The 18,789-nt window shown below is 71.3% G+C and carries 20 protein-coding genes and 1 pseudogene; 15 read left to right on the forward strand and 6 right to left on the reverse strand.

Annotation, left to right across the window (positions count from 1 at the left end; genetic code table 11):
* Positions 1-126: 126 nt before the first annotated feature.
* The 9 genes and pseudogenes from OG430_RS06340 to OG430_RS06380 all read left to right on the forward strand — a co-directional run bounded on the left by OG430_RS06340 (position 127) and on the right by OG430_RS06380 (position 9,435).
* Positions 127-597: a cation:proton antiporter regulatory subunit gene (locus tag OG430_RS06340; protein WP_327358970.1), complete on the forward strand. Its 471-nt coding sequence runs from the start codon at positions 127-129 to the stop codon at positions 595-597.
* Positions 598-601: 4 nt separating this feature from the next.
* Positions 602-1,858, forward strand: a complete 1,257-nt coding sequence (locus OG430_RS06345) for a cation:proton antiporter (protein ID WP_327351433.1) — start codon at positions 602-604, stop codon at positions 1,856-1,858.
* Positions 1,859-2,008: 150 nt separating this feature from the next.
* Entirely contained in the window at positions 2,009-2,986 is a 978-nt protein-coding gene (locus OG430_RS06350; protein ID WP_327351434.1) for a HAMP domain-containing sensor histidine kinase, read from the forward strand.
* A gap of 1 nt (position 2,987) precedes the next feature.
* Positions 2,988-3,659: a response regulator transcription factor gene (locus OG430_RS06355; protein WP_327351435.1), complete on the forward strand. Its 672-nt coding sequence runs from the start codon at positions 2,988-2,990 to the stop codon at positions 3,657-3,659.
* Between the two features lie 86 nt (positions 3,660-3,745).
* Positions 3,746-6,442, forward strand: a complete 2,697-nt coding sequence (locus OG430_RS06360; protein ID WP_327351436.1) for a helix-turn-helix transcriptional regulator — start codon at positions 3,746-3,748, stop codon at positions 6,440-6,442.
* Positions 6,443-6,583: 141 nt separating this feature from the next.
* The gene (locus OG430_RS06365) at positions 6,584-7,570 is read left to right on the forward strand and encodes a GNAT family N-acetyltransferase (protein ID WP_327351437.1); all 987 of its coding nucleotides are present in this window, start codon (positions 6,584-6,586) and stop codon (positions 7,568-7,570) included.
* Positions 7,571-7,611: 41 nt separating this feature from the next.
* Entirely contained in the window at positions 7,612-8,178 is a 567-nt protein-coding gene (locus tag OG430_RS06370; protein WP_327351438.1) for a dihydrofolate reductase family protein, read from the forward strand.
* Between the two features lie 33 nt (positions 8,179-8,211).
* Positions 8,212-8,304: pseudogene (locus tag OG430_RS06375) on the forward strand (VOC family protein); the annotation flags it as partial.
* Positions 8,305-8,580: 276 nt separating this feature from the next.
* The gene (locus OG430_RS06380) at positions 8,581-9,435 is read left to right on the forward strand and encodes a hypothetical protein (RefSeq protein WP_327351439.1); all 855 of its coding nucleotides are present in this window, start codon (positions 8,581-8,583) and stop codon (positions 9,433-9,435) included.
* Positions 9,436-9,461: 26 nt separating this feature from the next.
* Here OG430_RS06380 and OG430_RS06385 read toward each other — a convergent pair whose 3' ends face one another.
* Complete coding sequence (locus OG430_RS06385; RefSeq protein WP_327351440.1) at positions 9,462-9,926, reverse strand: SRPBCC family protein; 465 nt, start codon at positions 9,924-9,926, stop codon at positions 9,462-9,464.
* Between the two features lie 55 nt (positions 9,927-9,981).
* Between OG430_RS06385 and OG430_RS06390 the strand changes: the two genes are divergently transcribed.
* On the forward strand, positions 9,982-10,581 hold the full coding sequence (locus OG430_RS06390) for a TetR/AcrR family transcriptional regulator (protein ID WP_327358971.1): 600 nt from the start codon (positions 9,982-9,984) through the stop codon (positions 10,579-10,581).
* A 101-nt stretch (positions 10,582-10,682) separates the two neighbouring features.
* On the opposite strand, the gene OG430_RS06395 is transcribed toward OG430_RS06390, so the two are convergent.
* Positions 10,683-11,606 carry a LysR substrate-binding domain-containing protein gene (locus OG430_RS06395; RefSeq protein ID WP_327351441.1) on the reverse strand — a complete coding sequence of 308 codons (924 nt, stop codon included), beginning with the start codon at positions 11,604-11,606 and terminating at the stop codon, positions 10,683-10,685.
* A gap of 92 nt (positions 11,607-11,698) precedes the next feature.
* On the opposite strand from OG430_RS06395, the gene OG430_RS06400 reads away from it, so the two are divergent.
* The 3 genes from OG430_RS06400 (at position 11,699) to OG430_RS06410 (ending at position 14,491) form a co-directional block, all read left to right on the forward strand.
* On the forward strand, positions 11,699-12,769 hold the full coding sequence (locus OG430_RS06400) for a pyridoxal-phosphate dependent enzyme (RefSeq protein ID WP_327351442.1): 1,071 nt from the start codon (positions 11,699-11,701) through the stop codon (positions 12,767-12,769).
* 22 nt (positions 12,770-12,791) lie between these two features.
* Positions 12,792-13,520 carry an SDR family oxidoreductase gene (locus OG430_RS06405; protein WP_327351443.1) on the forward strand — a complete coding sequence of 243 codons (729 nt, stop codon included), beginning with the start codon at positions 12,792-12,794 and terminating at the stop codon, positions 13,518-13,520.
* Between the two features lie 242 nt (positions 13,521-13,762).
* Entirely contained in the window at positions 13,763-14,491 is a 729-nt protein-coding gene (locus OG430_RS06410) for an alpha/beta hydrolase (protein WP_327351444.1), read from the forward strand.
* A gap of 141 nt (positions 14,492-14,632) precedes the next feature.
* On the opposite strand, the gene OG430_RS06415 is transcribed toward OG430_RS06410, so the two are convergent.
* From OG430_RS06415 to OG430_RS06425, 3 genes are all read right to left on the reverse strand, one after another.
* On the reverse strand, positions 14,633-15,073 hold the full coding sequence (locus OG430_RS06415; protein ID WP_327351445.1) for a GNAT family N-acetyltransferase: 441 nt from the start codon (positions 15,071-15,073) through the stop codon (positions 14,633-14,635).
* Between the two features lie 246 nt (positions 15,074-15,319).
* Positions 15,320-15,826, reverse strand: coding sequence for a hypothetical protein (locus OG430_RS06420; protein WP_327351446.1), 507 nt, complete (start codon positions 15,824-15,826; stop codon positions 15,320-15,322).
* A gap of 69 nt (positions 15,827-15,895) precedes the next feature.
* The gene (locus OG430_RS06425; protein ID WP_327351447.1) at positions 15,896-16,846 is read right to left on the reverse strand and encodes a L,D-transpeptidase; all 951 of its coding nucleotides are present in this window, start codon (positions 16,844-16,846) and stop codon (positions 15,896-15,898) included.
* A 140-nt stretch (positions 16,847-16,986) separates the two neighbouring features.
* Here OG430_RS06425 and OG430_RS06430 point away from each other — a divergent pair, with 140 nt between their 5' ends.
* Both OG430_RS06430 and OG430_RS06435 read left to right on the forward strand, forming a co-directional pair.
* A complete protein-coding gene (locus OG430_RS06430; RefSeq protein ID WP_327351448.1) occupies positions 16,987-17,481 on the forward strand; it encodes a SigE family RNA polymerase sigma factor in 495 nt (164 codons plus the stop codon).
* Positions 17,474-18,112: a L,D-transpeptidase gene (locus tag OG430_RS06435; protein ID WP_327351449.1), complete on the forward strand. Its 639-nt coding sequence runs from the start codon at positions 17,474-17,476 to the stop codon at positions 18,110-18,112. The genes OG430_RS06430 and OG430_RS06435 overlap by 8 nt, the downstream gene beginning before the upstream one ends.
* Positions 18,113-18,128: 16 nt before the next feature.
* Here OG430_RS06435 and OG430_RS06440 read toward each other — a convergent pair whose 3' ends face one another.
* On the reverse strand, positions 18,129-18,779 hold the full coding sequence (locus OG430_RS06440) for an HAD family hydrolase (protein WP_327351450.1): 651 nt from the start codon (positions 18,777-18,779) through the stop codon (positions 18,129-18,131).
* Positions 18,780-18,789: the final 10 nt, after the last annotated feature.

Consider the following 18,789-nt stretch of genomic DNA (forward strand, 5'->3'; position numbering starts at 1 on the left):
TGCCATGACCCCAGGTGGCAGCATGTCTGGTTTGCGGCGGGTGCCCCACGGCCAGGAGCGGCGCCGGCCGCAAGCGCGAACGACAAGAACGACAAGAAGGAGGTTCGGGCTGTGCCCGCACCGCGGTTGAGTACGACTCCCCTGCCCGGGATCGGCGTCAAGTACGACCTCACCACCCGTGAACAGCGCCATCTGTCGGTGATCGCGCACCGGGACGGCACCCGGACGGTGAGCGTCCACCAGGATTCCGACCCGGACGAGTGTGCGCAGTCCGTGCATCTGACGCGGGTGGAGGCGGCCGCCCTGGTCGAGACGCTGACGCCCGCCCACCACAGCCCGAACGTGCTGCACACCACCGATCTCGGCCTGGTCGCGGAGCGGATCGCGCTCTCGGCACACTCGTACTGGAACGGCCGGGTGCTCGGTGAGACCCGGATGCGCACCGAGACCGGCGTCTCGGTGGTGGCCGTCCTGCGCCGGGCCACCGCGATGCCGTCCCCGGCACCGGACTTCCGGCTGTCGGGCGGGGACACCCTGATCGTCATCGGCACCCGCGAGGGCGTCGAGTCGGCCGCGTCGATACTCGGACGTGAGTGAGCACATGCACTCTGCGCTCTTCCTGATCGAGTTCGGCGCGATCATCCTCGGCCTCGGCCTGCTCGGCAGGCTCGCGGGCCGGCTGCACTTCTCACCGATACCGCTGTACCTGCTCGCCGGTCTCGCCTTCGGTGAAGGCGGGCTGCTCCCCCTCGGCGCCAGCGAGGAGTTCGTCGCCATCGGCGCCGAGATCGGCGTCATCCTGCTCCTGTTGATGCTGGGCCTGGAGTACACCGCCAGTGACCTGGTCTCCAACCTGAAGACCCAATACCCGGCCGGGATCGTGGACTTCACCCTCAATGCCCTGCCCGGAGCGGCGGCTGCGCTGCTCCTTGGCTGGGGTCCGGTGGCCGCCGTGGTGCTGGCCGGTGTCACCTGGATCTCGTCCTCCGGCGTCATCGCCAAGGTCCTCGGAGATCTGGGGCGGCTCGGCAACCGCGAGACGCCGGTGGTCCTGAGCATCCTGGTGCTCGAAGACCTGGCGATGGCGGTCTATCTGCCCATCGTCACCGCCCTGCTGGCCGGCGTGAGCCTCGCCACGGGCAGCGTGACCCTCGCCATCGCGCTCGGTGTCGCCGGAGCCGTGCTCTTCGTCGCGGTACGCCACGGACGGTTGATCTCGCGTTTCGTCTCCAGCGACGACCCGGAGAAGCTCCTGCTCGTGGTGCTCGGTCTCACGCTGCTCGTGGCAGGCCTGGCCCAGCAGCTCCAAGTCTCCGCGGCGGTGGGCGCGTTCCTCGTCGGCATCGCCCTGTCGGGAGAGGCCGCCGAAGGCGCGCACACCCTGCTGTCGCCGCTGCGCGACCTGTTCGCCGCGGTGTTCTTCGTCTTCTTCGGCCTGCACACCAACCCGGCGAGCATCCCGCCGGTACTGGTACCGGCGCTGGCCCTGGCGATCGTCACGGCGTGCACGAAGATCGCCACCGGGTACTGGGCGGCGAAGCGGGCCGGGGTCGGGGTCAAGGGGCGCTGGCGCGCGGGCGGCACGCTCGTGGCGCGGGGCGAGTTCTCCATCGTCATCGCCGGGCTCGCCGTCACCGCGGGGATCGAGCCCTCGCTCGGCCCGCTGGCCACCGCGTACGTCCTGATCCTCGTGGTGATCGGCCCCCTGACCGCGCGGTACACGGCGCCTGTGGCCGCCCGTCTCACCCGCCGCCGGGCGCCGACCGCGCCTGTGCCTGCGCCTGCGCCTGCGTCGGCCGAGGCGGACGCCGACAGGAAGCCCGCTCCCTTGAAGTCGCCGAACGGCCAATTGCCCTGATTTGCACGGGAATAGATGTCGGCACGGATGGACAAATGGGCCCCGGCACAGACACCATCGCCCAGTCGGACGTCCCGGACGCCCCGGAACGCGTACCGACATGCACGTGCACGGCACCCGTCGGGCACCACCCGAGGAGGCCGCGCGTTCGTGTCACTGTTCTGGCGGATATTCCTGTTCAACGCCGCGGTCCTGCTCGTCGCGGCCACGCTCCTGCTGCTCGGGCCCGCGACCGTGTCCACGCCCGTCCTGTTCCACGAGGTCCTGATCGCGGGGGCCGGTCTCACCGTCATGCTCGGGACCAACGCGGCGCTGTTCCGGGTGAGTCTGACACCCCTGCAGCGCCTGACCCGGGCCATGACCACGACGGACCTGCTGCGCCCCGGACGACGGCTGCAGGTCACCGGCCAGGGCGAGATCGCCGACCTGATCGGCACGTTCAACACGATGCTCGACCGCCTGGAGGCCGAACGCGCGGCAAGCAGTTCCCTCGTCCTGTCGGCGCAGGAGGCCGAACGCCGCCGCATCGCCCAGGAACTCCACGACGAGGTCGGCCAGACCCTCACCGTCGTGCTCCTCGACCTCAAGCGGGTCGCCGATCAGGTTCCCGAGGCGCTGCGCAAGGATCTGCACCGGGTGCAGGAGACCACGCGGGCCGGCCTGGACGAGATCCGGTGGATCGCGCGCGGGCTGCGCCCCGGAGTGCTCGACGAACTCGGCCTCACCAGCGCCCTCACGGCCCTCTCCAACGAGATCACCGCGCATGCCGACTTCACGATCCGCCGCAGGTACGCGACGGACCTGCCCGACCTCGGCGAGCAGGTCGAACTCGTCCTCTACCGCATCGCCCAGGAGAGCCTCACCAACGCGGCACGGCACTCCCGCGCCGCACAGGTGGACGTGACCCTGAGCCGCACCTCCCACGGCGTGGAACTCCTCGTCGCCGACGACGGACAGGGCGTGGGGCGGGTCCCGGAGGGCTCCGGCATCCGCGGCATGCGGGAACGTGCGCTGCTCGTCGGCGGCGAGTTCACGATCGGCCCGGCCCCAGGGGGCGGCACGCGCGTGCGGATGAACGTGCCGCTCGAGAAGGCGACGGACGTACCTCCCGAGACGAGGGGTGTGTGAGATGCCCGAGAATCCGACCGCCGCGGCGCCGATCCGCATCCTGCTCGCCGACGACCACGCGCTGGTACGCCGCGGAGTGCGGCTCATCCTCGACAGCGAGCCCGACCTCGACGTCGTCGCCGAGGCGGCCGACGGCGTCGAGGCGGTCGCCATGGCCCGCGCGCACCGGCCGGACTTGGCGGTGCTCGACATCTCGATGCCGCGGACGACCGGACTGCAGGCCGCGCGCGAACTGGCCCTGATCCAGCCCGCCCTGCGCATCCTCATGCTGACGATGTACGACAACGAGCAGTACTTCTTCGAAGCACTCAAGGTCGGCGCCAGCGGCTACGTACCCAAGTCCGTGGCCGACCGGGACCTGGTCGCCGCGTGCCGCGCGGCCATGCGGGGCGAGCCGTTCCTGTACCCCGGCACGATGACCACCTTGCTGCGCAACTACCTCGAGCGCGCGCAGAACGGCGAGCCGCTGCCGGACAAGGCGGTGACCGCCAGGGAGGAGCAGGTCCTCAAGCTCGTCGCCGAAGGACACACGTCCAAGGAGATCGCCGACATCCTGTTCATCAGCGCCAAGACGGTGGAACGCCACCGGGCCAACATGCTGCAGAAACTCGGCCTGCGGGATCGCCTCGAGCTGACCCGCTACGCGATCCGGACGGGGCTCGTCGAACCCTGAGCCGCGCTCGGGCCCCGCCGCCGCCCGGCCACGGTCATTCCGACGGCCAGGTCGTGGGCGGGCAACCTGCAGGTAATCTGACCTGCATGCTTTACGGGAGGGATGCCGAGCGATCGGTCATAGGCCGGCTGCTCGAGGAAGCCCGCGCCGGGACGAGCGGTGTCCTGGTGGTCCGCGGCGAACCGGGCATCGGCAAGACGGCGCTGCTGGACTCCTTCGCCGACCAGGGCGACATGCTGGTGCTGCGGGGCGTGGGCATCGAGTCGGAGGCCGAGCTGCCGTTCGGCGGCCTGCACCTGCTGCTCCGCCCGGTCCTCACCGACCAGCTGAAGGGTCTTCCCGAACCCCAACGCCAGGCGTTGGAGGGGGCGTTCGGGCTGGCCCTGGGTGTACCGGCGGACCGGATGATGGTGGGTCTTGCCGTGCTGACCCTGCTGTCGGAGCTGGCCGAGGGCGCCCCCGTGCTGTGCCTGATCGACGACGCCCAGTGGCTGGACCGGCCCTCGGCCGAGGCGCTGCTGTTCGCCGCGAGGCGCCTCGGGGCCGAGGGCGTCGCGATGGTGTTCGCGGTCCGCGACGGCGAAGCCCCCTTCCCCACACCGGGGTTGACGGAGCTGCGCCTGGCAGGGCTGTCCTGCGAAGCGGCCGCCGCACTGGTCGACGCCCGCGAGGGCGACCTGGTGTCGGAGCTACGGCGGCGGGTCCTCACCGAGGCGGCGGGCAACCCCCTCGCGCTGATCGAACTGCCCACCGCACTCGCCGAGTCCACACCGGGTCCCGCACTCCCCCTCACCAACCGGCTGCAGTTGGCCTTTCACGCCCAGGCCGGCGGGCTGCCCGAGGCGAGCCGCACCCTGCTCCTCGTGGCCGCCGCCGACGACACCGGCGACCTGGGCCTGCTGTTGCGGGCCACGGAGTCGATGGGGGCGGGTGTCGGCGACCTGCCCGCGGTGGAGAGGGCAGGGCTGCTGCGGGTCGACGGCCGACAGGTGACCTTCCGGCACCCTCTGGTGCGGGCCGCCGTCTACCAGGGCACCCCGCTCGATCAACGGCTGCGTGCACACCGGGCGTTGGCGGACGCACTGGTCGATGCCGACCAGGCCGACCGGCGGGCCTGGCACCTGGCCTCGGCCGCCACCGGACCCGACGCCGACATCGCGGCCGAACTGGAGCGCACCGCATCGCTGGCGGCCGGGCGCAAAGGGTACGCGGCGTCCGCGGCGGCCTATGAACGAGCGGCCCAGCTGGCCGTCACTGCCGACGTACGCACCCGTCTGCTCACCCTGGCCGCCGAGACCGCCCTGGAGTCCGGCGCCCTCGCCCGGGCCCAGACCCTGGCGGAGCGGATCACCGACCCGGCGGCCCGCCGCGGCCTGGTCCGGGTCCGGGCGACGGCCGCAGCCGGCCGGGGCTTCCTCCGCCAGGCCCATGCCCTGCAGTTGGCGGAGGCCGCGAGGCTCGCGCAGAGCGACCCGGTCGGGGCCGTCGAGGTCATGATGGACGCCCTGCACACCACCTGGTTCGCGGGCGAGCACGACCTCGCCACCGTGACGGCGGCCCAACTGGAGGCGCTGCGGCCGCCCGCAGGCAATCCCGCCTGGTCGGTGCTGCAGCTCCAGCGCTGGTTGACGGCCCTGGCACTCTGCCGCTCCGCCGAGCGGCTGCCCGACTTGCCGGAGGTCTTCACCGAGGCGGCCGCCCTGCGCGCACACGAGGCCAGGGATCTCCTGATGATCTGTGGCATCGGCCTGATGGGCGGCCTCGACGCGGAAGCGGAGGCCCTGGCGTCGAAGGTGGCGTCCGCGGCACGCAACGAGGGCAAGGTCGGCGTCCTGCCCTCGGCCCTGTACTACGCGGCCATCTCCCAGACCTTCCTGGGCCGCTACCGCTCCGCCGCGACCAGCGCCGCGGAGGCGCTCGACATCGCCGAGGACACCGGACAGCCCCACTGGGTGAGTCACGCGCACGGGGTCATGGCGTACTTGTCGGCGATCGAGGGCGACGAGCACCGCTGCCGCGACCTGGCCCAGGAGGCGCTGACCGACCCCGGCACGGGCGCCCGTCCGGCGGGGCCGCACCGGGCCAGGTGGGCGCTGGGCCTGCTCGACCTCGGCCACGGCAGGGTGCGGGAGGCCCTGGACCACCTGACGGTGCTGTACGAAGGACCGGCACAGCACCAGCTGCCCGCCGAACGCAGCCTGCCCGACCTGGTCGAGGCCGCGGCACGGCTGGGTGAACTCGACCTGGCCACGGGGGCGTTCGGCCGGCTGACGGACCTGGCACGCCGGGTGCCCGAACCCTCCATCGAGGCGCTCCTGCACCGCTGCCGGGCGCTGCTCGACCCTCAAGAGGACACCTTCGCCCTGTCGCTGCGACTGCACGAGCGCGACAGCCGCCCCTTCGAACACGCCCGTACGCAGCTGCTGTACGGCGAGTGGCTGCGCCGCGGCCGCCACAAGTCCGAGGCCAGGACGCATCTCGCCGCGGCCCTGGAAACCTTCGACCTGATCGGCGCCCGGCCCTGGGCCGACCGTGCCCAGGCCGAACTCGAGGCCACCGGCGTCGCGATCACCCCGCGCCGCGGCCCGGGCGTGCTGTCCCTGCTCACCCCGCAGGAGCTGCACATCGTCACGCTGGCGGCGGAAGGCATGTCGAACAAGGACATCGCCGCCCAGCTGTTCATCAGCCCCAGGACGGTCGGGCACCACCTCTACCGGGCCTACCCGAAGTTGGGCGTCGCCTCGCGTCATGAGCTGCCCGCGGCGATGGCCGACCATCGATAACTCGCGCTCCCATGGCCGCCCACCGGTAGCCGATGACTGATACCGCGCCCGGTATCCGTCATGGGGTTAAGTAACGCGGGCCGATTCCGCAGGTCGGCGTGCTCCCTAGCGTAGTGAGCACATCGACCGCAGGAGTTCCCCATGTCCCAGCAGATCCACATCGCCCCGGTCGCCTGGCTGTCGGCCGAGCAGACCGCCGCATGGCACGCGGTGGTCAGCGCCGCCATGGAGCACGACCTCCCGGGCCGGCCACTGCCCAGCGCCAAGCAGGTGCACGCCCAGCTCACCACACCAGGCCTGGACAGCCGCCGACTCTTCTGGCTGGCCACGGAGACAGACGGCAGCGTCGTCGGCGTGGCGGGGCTGCGCCTGTTCACCGCAGCAGGCCAGGACCATCTGGTCGAGCTGGAGTTGCACGTCCACCCGGCCGCCAGACGCCGCGGCGTCGGTACGCAGCTGCTGTCCACGGCCGCCTTCGCCGCCCAGGTCGAGCAGCGCCGCAGCCTGCTGACCGTGGCCACCGACGGCACCGCGGGCGACGCCTTCTGCACCGGACGCGACTTCCGCCGCGTACTGACGCTCCATCAACTCCTGCTGTCCGTCGCCGAGGCCGACGACTCCGCGGCCGATGCCGAGTACCCCGGCTACGAACTGGCGGGCTGGACCGGCACCGTCCCCGACCACCTCGCCGGCACCTTCGCCGCGGCGAAGAACGCGATGAACGACATGCCCACCGGGGACATGGACTACGGCCAGTCGGACTGGGACGCCGACCGGGTCCGCAAGATGGCCCAGGTCCTGGCCGACCGGGGCGACACCCTGCTCACCCTCGCCGCGCTCAAGGGCGACACCATGGGCGGCTACACCGAGATCGTCATCCGGGCCGGGGAAACCCGCCAGGCATTGCAGTACGACACCGCCGTGGTGCCCGCCCACCGCGGACACGGGCTCGGGCTGTGGCTGAAGGCCGCCATGGTGCGCACCCTCAAGGACACCTACCCCGCCATCGTCGAGATCGAGACCGACAACGCCGACGACAACACCCACATGCTCGCCGTCAACCGGCGCCTGGGCTTCCGCTCCCAGCAGATCGTCCACGAGTACCAGCTCGATCTGCCCGGCGCCTGACCACATCGCACCTGCCCCCCCCTCGTGAAAGAAGCACCTGCATGCGCAAGTTGACCTACTACGTCGCCGCCACTCTGGACGGCTACATCGCCGGCCCCAACGGCGAGTTCGACTTCTTCCCCTTCGAGGGCGAGGAGGCCGCGGCGATCCTCGCCGACTTCCCCGAGACCATGCCGACGCCCGCACGCGGGCCCTGGGGCGTGGCGGACCGTCCCGCGGAACGCTTCGACACTGTGATCATGGGGCGTGGGGCGTACGAGCCGGGCTTCAAGATGGGCCTCACCAGCCCCTACGCACACCTGCGGCAGTACGTCGTGTCCCGCACGCTGGTAGCCCCCGACCCCGCGGTGACGGTCGTCGACAGTGACCCCGTCGCACTCGTCCGTGAGCTCAAGAAGCAGGACGGCATGGGGATTTGGCTGTCCGGGGGCGGCACGCTCGCTGCCGTGCTCCGCGAAGAGATCGACGAGCTGATCATCAAGAGGAACCCGATGATCCTCGGCTCCGGCATCCCGCTGTTCCAGGGGCCGTTCACCCCGACGACCTTCAAGCCGACCAGCACCCGCAGCTTTGATTCCGGCCTCACCATCACCACTTACACCCGCTAGCGGCGGCCAACCCCGGCCCGCCCTGCCAACACCACCCTGCCTCTGCGCCAAGAGCCATGGGCCGAGCGGCTGTTCCAGCTGACCGACCCCAACGGCGTGATCGTCCAGCTCGTCGAGTGGGCGTAGATCAGCAGCAGAGAGGCCTGCCGCCCTGGATGGCCTGACGCGATCGAATCGCTCCCGGCATCGCGTACCCGTTCAGCCATAACGTTCCTGCAGGCGGCTCGTTGAGCACGCTGACGCAGTGAATCGATCCCCCCATTGGTTCCGTGCGAAGGTCGGGCCCCGGCAATGCCGGGGCCCGTTCCACTTCACCCGACGACGTTCTCCGCCCCGGCGCGGAAGGCCTGTCAGTGCTGTCGCGTAGTTTCAATGCCTCGCCGGCGAACGGAGGCATTCAGGGTGAAGGCTTACGACTTGGGATTCGGGGAGTCCGCGGACGCATTGCTCGTGCGGCCCGGATCGGATACCGCCATCGATCTGCCCGAGGCCCGAGTCGCCGGGTGGTGCGGCGGGCGCGCGCCCGGGATCGGGGCTGCGGGGTGGCCCCGGAGTCCGATCACCGGCCTGCCGATGGTGCACGTGCTCACCCTCGAACTCCCCCCGGATTACCGCCGCAAGGGCCCGGCTCTGGTCGCCATCGCCTTCTTCCAGGCCGACGACCATGTCGCCGACGACGTCGACGGCGTCGCCGAGCTGCTGGCGGGCTCGCCGCTCTCGGCCGAGCAGGCGGCCGACCCGTTCCTTGCCGCGGTGGCCGCCGCGGCCGCCGCACGCCATCCCCGGCAGCAGGACCTCGAGGATCTGATCGGCGGCACACACGCGCTCATCTGGCTCACCGCAGCGGAACTCGGCGCGCCCCGGACCGAACCCCCGGCCGACATCCGCCCTGCCGATCCCGGCGATCCCTCCGACCCGTCCTGCTTCGGCCGCAACGCCTGGGACGACAGCGCCGCCGAGACCACGGTCTGGATCGGCGAGCGCGCGGACGACCCGAACACCGGCATCGCTCCGTCCGAGGACGGCGACGACGCCTACGTCGAGGCCTGGTCGTCCGAGGACCCGCACCTGCAGGAGTACTGGACCACCATCAGCGGACGCTCCCACCTCGGCGGAACCATAGTGCCCTGCCAGGCGGTGCCCGGCGGACTGACCCCGTACGTGTTCGAGCTCGAGGACGGCGTCGGCGAGGTCAACTTCGGTGGCGGGAACGCGCAGATCGACCTCGAATCAGGCGTCTTCGACTGGGCGCAATAACCCGGCGAGTTGCCGATGCCCCGCCGTCAGGAGCCGGCAGTCGCGACATGGACGGCCAACTCGGCGGCCAGGCGCCGCATGACCGTGGCGTTGGCCCGCCGCATCGTGGCCCGGATCACGGGTGCCAGCAGGCGGTCGGCGAGCGGGGCGCGCTCCCAGGCGTACGTGAACGACACGCGGCTGCCGCCGGCTTGCAGCGCTTCGACGGTGTAGGTGCCGTGAGCCAGGCGCCGACCACCCGCGCTCACATTGCGTTCGACGATGCTGCGCGGCGCGTCGGCCTCGATGACCTCGATCGAGATCTCGGTCTTCGTGCCACCGAGCTCGGCGGTGACCGTGGCGCACGAGCCGATGCCCCGATCGGGCCCGCTGCAGCGCCAGTTGGTCAAGTAGTGATCGGTGAAGCGCTCGTGGTGAGCCATGACATCGAGGAAGTCGTAGACCTGCTCGGGCGGGTGCGGCACATCGATCGACGCGGTGACAGGCTTCATGTACCACACGGTACATGGGCCATGTACCAATTGGTACACTCGCGTCGTGGCGAATATGGACGACGTACACCCCAAGAGCGAGACCGCACACGACACCGGCGGGGACCGGCGCGGCCGGATCGTGGACGCGGCCGTCGATCACGTCGCAGCTCACGGCATCTCGGATCTGAGCCTGCGCCGCCTGGGCGCCGCGATCGGTGTGAGTCACCGCATGCTGATCCATTACTTCGGCTCCAAGGAGCAACTGCTCGTCGAGATCGTCAGGACGTCGGAGCTGCGCCAGCGCGCTCTCCTGTCTCAGCTCCGACTGGAGCCCGGCCTCTCGCCCGCCGACGCCTCGCGGCGACTGTGGCAGCAGTTGACGGACCCCGAACTGGCCGGCCAAGAGCGGCTCTTCTTCGAGATCTGCGCACAGGGCCTGCGGGGCCGCCCCGAGGTGGCACCCCTCCTGGAACGGCTCGTGACGGACTGGCTGGAGCCGCTCGTGGCCGCCGAGGTGGCCGCAGGGGTGGATCCCGCCACGGCCAGGAACCGCGCCAGGCTGGGACTCGCCACCGTTCGCGGCCTGTTGCTCGACCTGCTCGCCACCGGCGACCGCGCCGGCGTCGACGCGGCCATGGAGGAGTTCCTTCGGATGTATTACGGCTCGCAGTGAGCCGAACCGCCGGCGCGAACCAACAGCAAGGAAGGGCGACGAACGGTCCGGGCGCGGGCGTTCAAGGCAGGCAGCAGGGGTTCAAGGCAGGCAGCGGGCGTTCAAGGCAGGCAGCGGGCGCTCTCCATCGCGCGTTGCAGCGCCGATCGGCAGGCCCGGACAGCCGGGTGGCCTTCGCTGCCGTGACGTACGGAGGTGAAGAGCCGCCGGGTACGAGCGCCATCCGGCAGCCGCAGCAGCGGAACGCTCGGCGCGCGCCCGCCCCACAGCAGGCCCGGCAGGAATGCCACCGCGTGCCCCTGCTCCACGAGCCGCAGCTGAACCAGCAGGTCCGGTGATGCGAACCGCACATCGGGCTCGAATCCGGCCTCCCGGCACAGGGCCGTCGCCCACTGCCGGGAGGCGGTGCCTGCCGGTTCCATGGCCCAAGGGTGACCCGCCAACTCACGCAAGGCCGCTGCCGGTTCGGGTGCAGGTGCATCGGTGGCGCTCCGCGGCGGGAGGGCGAGTCGCATCTCGTCGTCGCACAGCTCCGCCGACTCGATCTCGGCGGAGCGGGCGACCGCGTGCCCCGGGTACTCCTCGGCCACGACCAGGTCCACATCCCGCGCGAGCAGGGCGGGCAGCGCCGCCTCCGGTTCGGCCTGCGTGACGTGGATGCGGAGACCGGGGTGCTCGGCACGCAGCAGGGTGAGGGCCGGCGGGACGAGTGCCAGCGCGGCCGTCTGGAAGGCGGCGACTCGCAGCGTGCCCGTGACGCCGGCCAGCGAGGCGGCGATGTCGGCCTCGGCCCGCTCCAGCCTCTCCAGCAGAACTTCCGTGTGCGCCACGAGAATCTCGGCCTGCTCGGTCAGCCGCACCCGCCGCCCCACCGGCTCGAGGAGTGCCACGCCGACCTCGGACTCCAGCACCGAGAGCTGCTGCGAGACCGACGAGGGACTGTACGAGAGGGCGGCCGCGACCGCGGCGAGGGTGCCACGGTGCTTGAGCTCACGCAGCAGCCGCAGCCGGTGGAGATCGAGCATGCGGACCTCTCCAATCATTCGGTTCTGCCGATGAGTATTGCTCGAAAAGATGTGCTGGACCGTTGAGATGATGGCACGGCAGAGTGATCGTCATGCCCACCGCCCACTGGTACACACATCCGCCGGCCCGCTCCTGGGTCTGCCCGCCGGCCCCGCGCGACGCGGCCGCCTTCCACGCCGCCCTCCCCGGCTACGCACCGTCCCCGCTCCGTGAACTTCCCTCCCTTGCCGTCGAGTTGGGGGTACGCAGAGTGTTCGTGAAGGACGAGTCGTCCCGGCTCGGCCTGCCCGCGTTCAAGATCCTGGGGGCATCCTGGGCGATCCACCGGGCGCTGGCCGAGGCACCCGGCGAACGACTCGTCACCGCCACCGACGGCAACCACGGCCGAGCGGTGGCCCGTACCGCCCGGCTCCTGGGCCTGGCCGCCCACGTCTTCGTCCCCGATGCGGTGCACCCGGCAGCGACTGCCGCCATCGAGGCGGAGGGCGCGCGCGTCACGCGGGTCTTCGGCCCGTACGACGACGCCGTACGCGATGCCGCCGAGGAGGCCGGTCGCGCACCCGGCGCCGTCCTCATCCAGGACACCGCCCTGCCCGGATACACCCGGATCCCGGGGTGGATCACCGAGGGCTACGGCACGCTGTTCGGCGAGATCGACGCGCAACTGCGCGCGCTGGGCGCCGAACCCGCCGGACTGGTCGCCGTCCCTGTCGGCGTCGGCTCGCTCGCCCAGGCAGCCGTCACCCACTACCGCGTCCCGCGAGACGCCCCGCCGCCCTCACTGTTGGGCGTCGAGCCCGATACCGCCGCCTGCGTCCTGACGTCGCTCACCGCTGGCCGCCCGACCACCGTTCCCACCGGCGCCACCGTCATGGCCGGGCTCAACTGCGGCACGCCTTCGGGCGCCGCCTGGCCCGTGCTGCGCGACGGGCTCGACACGGCCGTCGCAGTCACCGATGCCGACAGCATCCGCGCGGCCCGCGATCTGGCGGCGCTCGGGGTCTCCTCGGGGCCCTGCGGCGCGGCCACACTGGCCGGCGCCCGCGCCGCCTTCTCCGCCGCCGAACGCCGCGCGGCGCTGGCGGAGCACGCCGACCGCACGGTCGTACTGCTCAGCACCGAAGGCGCCGAGGCCAACCCGCACGCCCCAAACAGCCACTGAATCAAGAAAGTTGGAGTGCTCAATGCCCTCTCCCGACAAGCCCCTGATCGTCATCACCGGCGCCGGCTCCGGCATCGGCGCGGCCACCGCCCGCGCCTTCGCCGGCCTCGGCCACCCGCTGCTGCTCCTGGCCCGCCGCGTCGACCGCCTGGAGGCGCTCGGCCTGCCCTCGGCTCTCGCCCGTGCCGTGGACGTCACCGACGCGAAGGCGCTGGCGGCCGCCGTCGAGGAGGCGGAGGCGATATTCGGGCCGGCCGACGCGATCGTCAACAACGCGGGCGTGATGCTGCTCGGCGAAGTCGCCGAGCAACCGGCCGAAGAATGGGACCGGATGCTCGACGTCAATGTCCGCGGCCTGCTCAACGGCGTACGGACCGTCCTCCCCGGCATGATCGGGCGCGGCCGCGGCACCATCGTCAACGTCGGCTCCGTGGCCGGGCGGAAGGGCTACCCGAACCACACCGTCTACGTCGGCACCAAGTTCGCGGTCCACGCCATGTCCGAGAACCTCCGGGCCGAGGTCGCCGGGCACGGCGTCCGCGTCACCACCATCGCCCCGGGCGTAGTGGAGACCGAACTGCTCTCCCACACCACCGACGAGGCCATCAAGGCCGACTACCAGGCGTACAAGGAGTCGACCGACGCGCTGACCCCCGAGGATGTCGCGGCCGCGATCCAGTACGCCTACGAGGCTCCGCAACGGGTGTGCATTCGGGAGATCGTCCTCGCGGCGACGGCCCAGGACTCCTAGGGCCTGTCTTCAAACTCCCGCCTGCCCCGCGACGCCGCAGTGACATCAGCTGCTGCCGCAGCGGGCGCACTCTCGCCGCACCGGGCGAAAGCCCAAGTACGTCCAGTACGAGGACTTCCACCCGGCACGCCGAGAGCACGCACCAGACGCCGCGGGGCCGCCCTTCGGGCGACGACGGGAGTTTGAAGACAGGCCCTAGGCCCCGCGTTCACCGTGCCCCACGCGACCGGCAGACTGTGCGGATGAGGACCCGGACCGTGCGGTACGCCACCGACAGCAGCAGCGACGGCAAGCTTCTCGACATCTACGCCCCCGCCCGGCCGGGCAATCGATGCGTGCTGCTGTGGCACGGCATGGGCCCCGATGAGCGAGACGTGCTCGCCCCGCTGGCCCAGGAGGTCGCCCGGTCGGGGGCCACCGTCCTTGTCCCCGACTGGCGTTCGGACCGCCCCGACGGCGGCCGCGCGCATCTGACCGACACCCTGCGGTTCGCCCGCGACCACGTACGGGACGCCGTCGACGGCCCCGCCCAACTGGTGCTCGCGGGCTGGTCCGCGGGGGCGGGCGCCGCGGTGGGCGTGGCCCTGCAGCCGGAGCTCTTCGACGGCTGGCGGCCAGCCGCGGTCGTCGGCATCGCGGGCGGCTACCGGCGCCCGGCACGCACCACCGGCACCGTGCCCCTCGACGCGGTCCGCCGGGCCGTGACACCGGTGCCCGTCCGGCTCGTGCACGGCACCCACGACACGGTCGTACCCGGCGATTCCTCGCGTGAACTGCACGAGCAACTCCTCGCCCTCGGCTGGGACTCCGAGCTTTCCGAGCCGGCCACGGATCACGCCGGGGTGCTGGGCTGCGTGTACGACCCCACGGCTCAGCGGTGTCTGCCGACGGACGAGCCGTCCGTGAGGGACCTCGGGCGGGCGACGGCTCGCGTGATAGCGGCAGCGGCGTCCTTGCTCGCGCACGAATGACGCGCGGCGGGCGCCGACCGACCGTCGGGCGTGGCGCCGTCGTCGTTCTCTGCGCCGAGCACGGGCATGCCTTCCCGACCGGTGCTGCGCACACAGGCCCAGTCGATGACCCTCTGGCGACGACTCGGAAAGCTACTCCGACTACGAAGCCGGCACGGTGAACCGGTAGACCGTCGACTGCCTGGCCTCGAAACCGAGGCGCTGGTAGAGCCGGTTCGCGGCCTCACGATCGGGCCGCGAGGTGAGATCCACGGTCCGCGCGCCCGCCTCCCCGGCCAGTCGCAGCGCCTCGCTCGTGAGGGCGGCCGCGACGCCTTGCCCTCGGGCGGCCGAGTCGACCACCACGTCCTCGACGCGGGCCCGCACGCCGGCCGGCACCGGGAACAGCACCAGGCTCAGGGTGCCGACGACTTCGCCCCGGACACGGGCGGCCAGCAGAGTGGTGGCCTCGCTTCGCGCCAGGCGGTCGACCGCGGCGAAGTCCAACGGCTCGGCTCCGGCGGACAGTTGCGGCAGGAGCCTGCCCAGAGCGTCCACCAGTTCCTCGCTCGCGTGCCGAACGATCTCCACCTCAACAGTCACGGCTCTCCTCATTGACGTACGTTCGACGGCGGTGGCTGCGGAGGGACGACGCCCGCGTGCGTGATCGGCAACAACCGTCTGCAGGGAGTGAACCGCGCCACCGCGCCGTTGCCGAATGATCGCAACAGCACGCCGACCCCACGTCAACAACGGGGGAACGATCACCACGCGCAATGCTGCCCCTTGTACGAGGCGTCCCCCGACAGTTCCTCAGCCAGGGCTTCGCCGCCGATGCGCCATGACGACTTACGCGTGTCCCTTGTCGTCGTCCCGAACCCAACGCTTGACGATCCTCGAGGGAAGCTCCGGGGCCGGCCACACCTGGATGCGGATCCGCTCGGTGGTCTCGGGGCTCTTGGCGGAGTCGATGTCGGCCTGAGCCGCCCGCGCGAGGTTGCTCCGGGACGCGCGGACGCGATTCCAACCCTCGGGGACCTCGAAAGCGGCCGCGTCCGGGCCGTAGTCCGAGCAGCCCATGACCGACAGGCGCCCCGACGGCACATCGACACTCGCCTCGACGACGTGGTCGAACTCGGAACTGTCCTCGCTCGGCTCGTGCGGCAGGATCTCGACGGTGACCGACACGTTGACGTTGACGACCGTGCCGATGCCCAACGCGTCCTCCGCGACTGCCAGTTGATCGGCAACGGCCTCAGTCGTCCATGCGTCGCCCAGGTCACCGTCCGCGTCCTCGTCGCAGACATGTATCTGGAAGTAGTCGGCGAACAGCGTGAGTTCCGTCGTGGTCGTCATGACGGCACCCTTCCACACGCCACTGACAGCGCCGGGCGGTGGGGGCCGCCCGGCGCCGACGGGGCCCGGTCAGAGGGCGCTGAGGGCGAGCCACTCGGACCAGGGGAGGTTCCAGTCGCCGTAGCCGTTGCCGACAGCGACCTGGTCCTTGGATCCGGTGACGCGGATGACGTCGCCCGGGATGATCTGCTCGTAGAAGCCGCGCGCCGTTCCGTCGGTGGCGAGTCCGACGCAGCCGTGGGTGACGTTGCTGTTGCCTGCGTACGTGTTCGCCTTCGGGTTCTCATGGAGGTAGGTGCCCGAAGTCGTCAGGTGCACGGCGTAGTTGTACCGCCCGTAGTACGAGTCGCCGTAGCCGACCGTGCGGGAGTCCATCACCACCGAGCGCTGCTTGTCGGAGACGACCATCGTGCCGTTCCAGGTCTCCATGCCCGCTGCGCCCGCGGTGATCGGGATGGTCCGGGTGTCGGCCCCGTCCTTGACCACGGTCATGCGGTGGGTGCGTACGTCCACGGTGGCCACGAGGGAGCGGGCGATGGTGACGGTGCGGGAGATGTCGGGGCCCGCCTGGAGGCTGACCTTGGTGCCCGGCTTCCAGTAGGTCCGCGGGCGGAAGTCGACGCGCTGGCCGTCGTGCAGGTTGCGGTCCTTGATCCAGGCCCAGCCGCCCGTGACGCCCGGATCGGCGGTGACCTTCAACAGACGCTCGACCTCGACACGTTCGGCCTTGGGTATCGGGTGCTTGAAGGTGACCGATATCGGCATGCCGACACCGACCTCCCGGCCGTCGGCGATGTTGACCGAGGCCGCGGCCAAGTGAGCGAGGACAGCCGGGGAGGGCGGCTCCTGCGTGGGCTTCGCCTTCGCGGGCGCGGTGGTGGCGGGCCGGCCGCGTTCGGCCGCGGCGGCGTCCGGTGTCACGTCGGTGGCGGAGCACGCGGTGAGCGACAGCGTGCCGAGCAGTCCGGCGGCGACAGCGGTGGCGACGGCGCGGTGACGGGCGCGGGTGTGGCGTGGCATGGGTGGTTCCTCCCCCTGAGGCAGCTGCAGGTCAGCTGCGGTGTGCGGCTTCTGTACGCACGGGAGGGCAGCGGGGTTGCATCTGAAACACAAAATCTTCCGGGGGGAACCGAAAGCCCTCTGGGACACTCCTTCCGCTTGTGACCGAGGAGGAATTCGACGCCTTCTACGCGACGGCCTTCCCCCGTCTCGTAGGGCAGCTGTACGCGCTCACGGGCGATCACGGCGAGGCGCAGGACGTGGTGCAGGAGGCCTTTGTGCGCGCCTGGGACCGCCGGGCCGCGCTCCTGGCCGAGGGAGCGCCGGAGGCATGGATCCGTACCGTGGCGATGCGGCTCGCGGTCAGCCGCTGGCGGCGGACGCGGCGCTGGCTGGACCTGGTGCGGAGCAACCCGCCGCAGGACCGTACGCCCGGGCCCGGGCCCGAACACACGGTGTTGGTGGAGGCATTGGGGCAGTTGCCCGAGGCGCAGCGGCTCGCGGTGGTGCTGCATCATCTGTGCGACATGAGCGTGGAAGAGGTCGCGGCGGAGACCGGTGCCCCGGTCGGGACGGTCAAGGCCCGGCTGTCGCGGGGCCGGGCCGCGCTCGCCCGGCTGCTGAACACGGAGGAGATGGAGGGCAGCCATGTCTGACGCCGACGACGAGAGGGACGAGTTCGGCTCCCTGCTGCGCGGACTCGCCGCCGAGGCGGAGACGCCCCCTTCGCTGTCCGGTTCGCAGATTCGGCTACGTGGTGAGGCGCGTGGCCGACGCCGACGGGTGGCGACGTCCGCCGCGGTGGCTGTGGTGCTGGTCGCAGCCGCGGCGCTGGGGCTGCCGCGGTTCCTGGAGACGCGCGGGACGTCGGCCTCGCCCGCCGCGTCGGCGCCGGCGAGCCCGAGCCAGGACCCGAGCCCTGTTCGGCAAGGACGTGCGAAGGTTTCCCTCGATCTGAGCCGACGGCAAGTCGTGGTCGAGCGAGCCGGACGCAAGGGGCGGGTGATCCCGGTCTCCGTGCAGAGCGCCTCGCCGCTGGAGCGACTGACCGTGGTGTCCAAGTCGGCCAAGCTCCTGCTGCCCGGATCCGCGGTCGGCATCGTCGGGGATTACGACTACTGGGCCCGCTGGGTGGTGGAGTTGGTGTCCGACGACGGTTCGCGTGTCTTCATGTATCAGTGGCCGTCGAAGTCGGGCCGCGGTCTGATCGGAGTGCAGCGGGGCGAGGATGCCGAGTGGCTGTACGAGCAGCTAGAGGTCGGGGACACGGTCGGCGTGGACCGCTGACCGGCGAACGCATCGGTCACTGCTCGGCGAGGAGGCGCGGCAGTTTGCGCATGTCGTGGAAGACGACCGTGCCGGGTCCTTCGAGCCGTGCCGCCGGCGTCATGCCGCCCGCGTAGCCGAAGGCCCGCATGCCCGCGGCACGGGCGGCTTCGACGCCGGGCCGGCTGTCCTCGACCACCACGCACGCCGCCGGGTCGACCCCCATCTGCCGTGCGGCATGCAGGAACAGGTCGGGCGCGGGCTTGCCGTGTGCGACTTCGCCGGCGCTGTAGATGCGGCCCGCGAAGCGCTCGTACAGGCCGGTGCGGCCGAGCGTGTGGCGCATCTTCTCGTGCGAGCCGCTGGAGGCGACACATGTCGGCAGCGTGAGTCCGTCGAGCGCCTCGGGAAGACCCTCGACCGGGGTCAGACCGGCATCCACCGCCTCGCGGTGCAGCTCTTCGAACCGCTGCGCCCAGGTAGCAGCCTTCTCCTGGCCGAGCCGGGCGGCGATCTGCTCGCCGATGGAGGCGCTGGAACGTCCGATGAACCGGTCGATCACTTCGTCCTCGGTGAGCGGCCAGCCAAGCTCCGCCCCCAGGGCGACCTGGACACGGACGGCGATGCGTTCGCTGTCGACGAGAACGCCGTCGCAGTCGAATATCACGAGCTCAATCGGCTTGATCATCACCGCAGGA

The organism is Streptomyces sp. NBC_01304 (genome assembly GCF_035975855.1).
Lineage (GTDB): Bacteria > Actinomycetota > Actinomycetes > Streptomycetales > Streptomycetaceae > Streptomyces.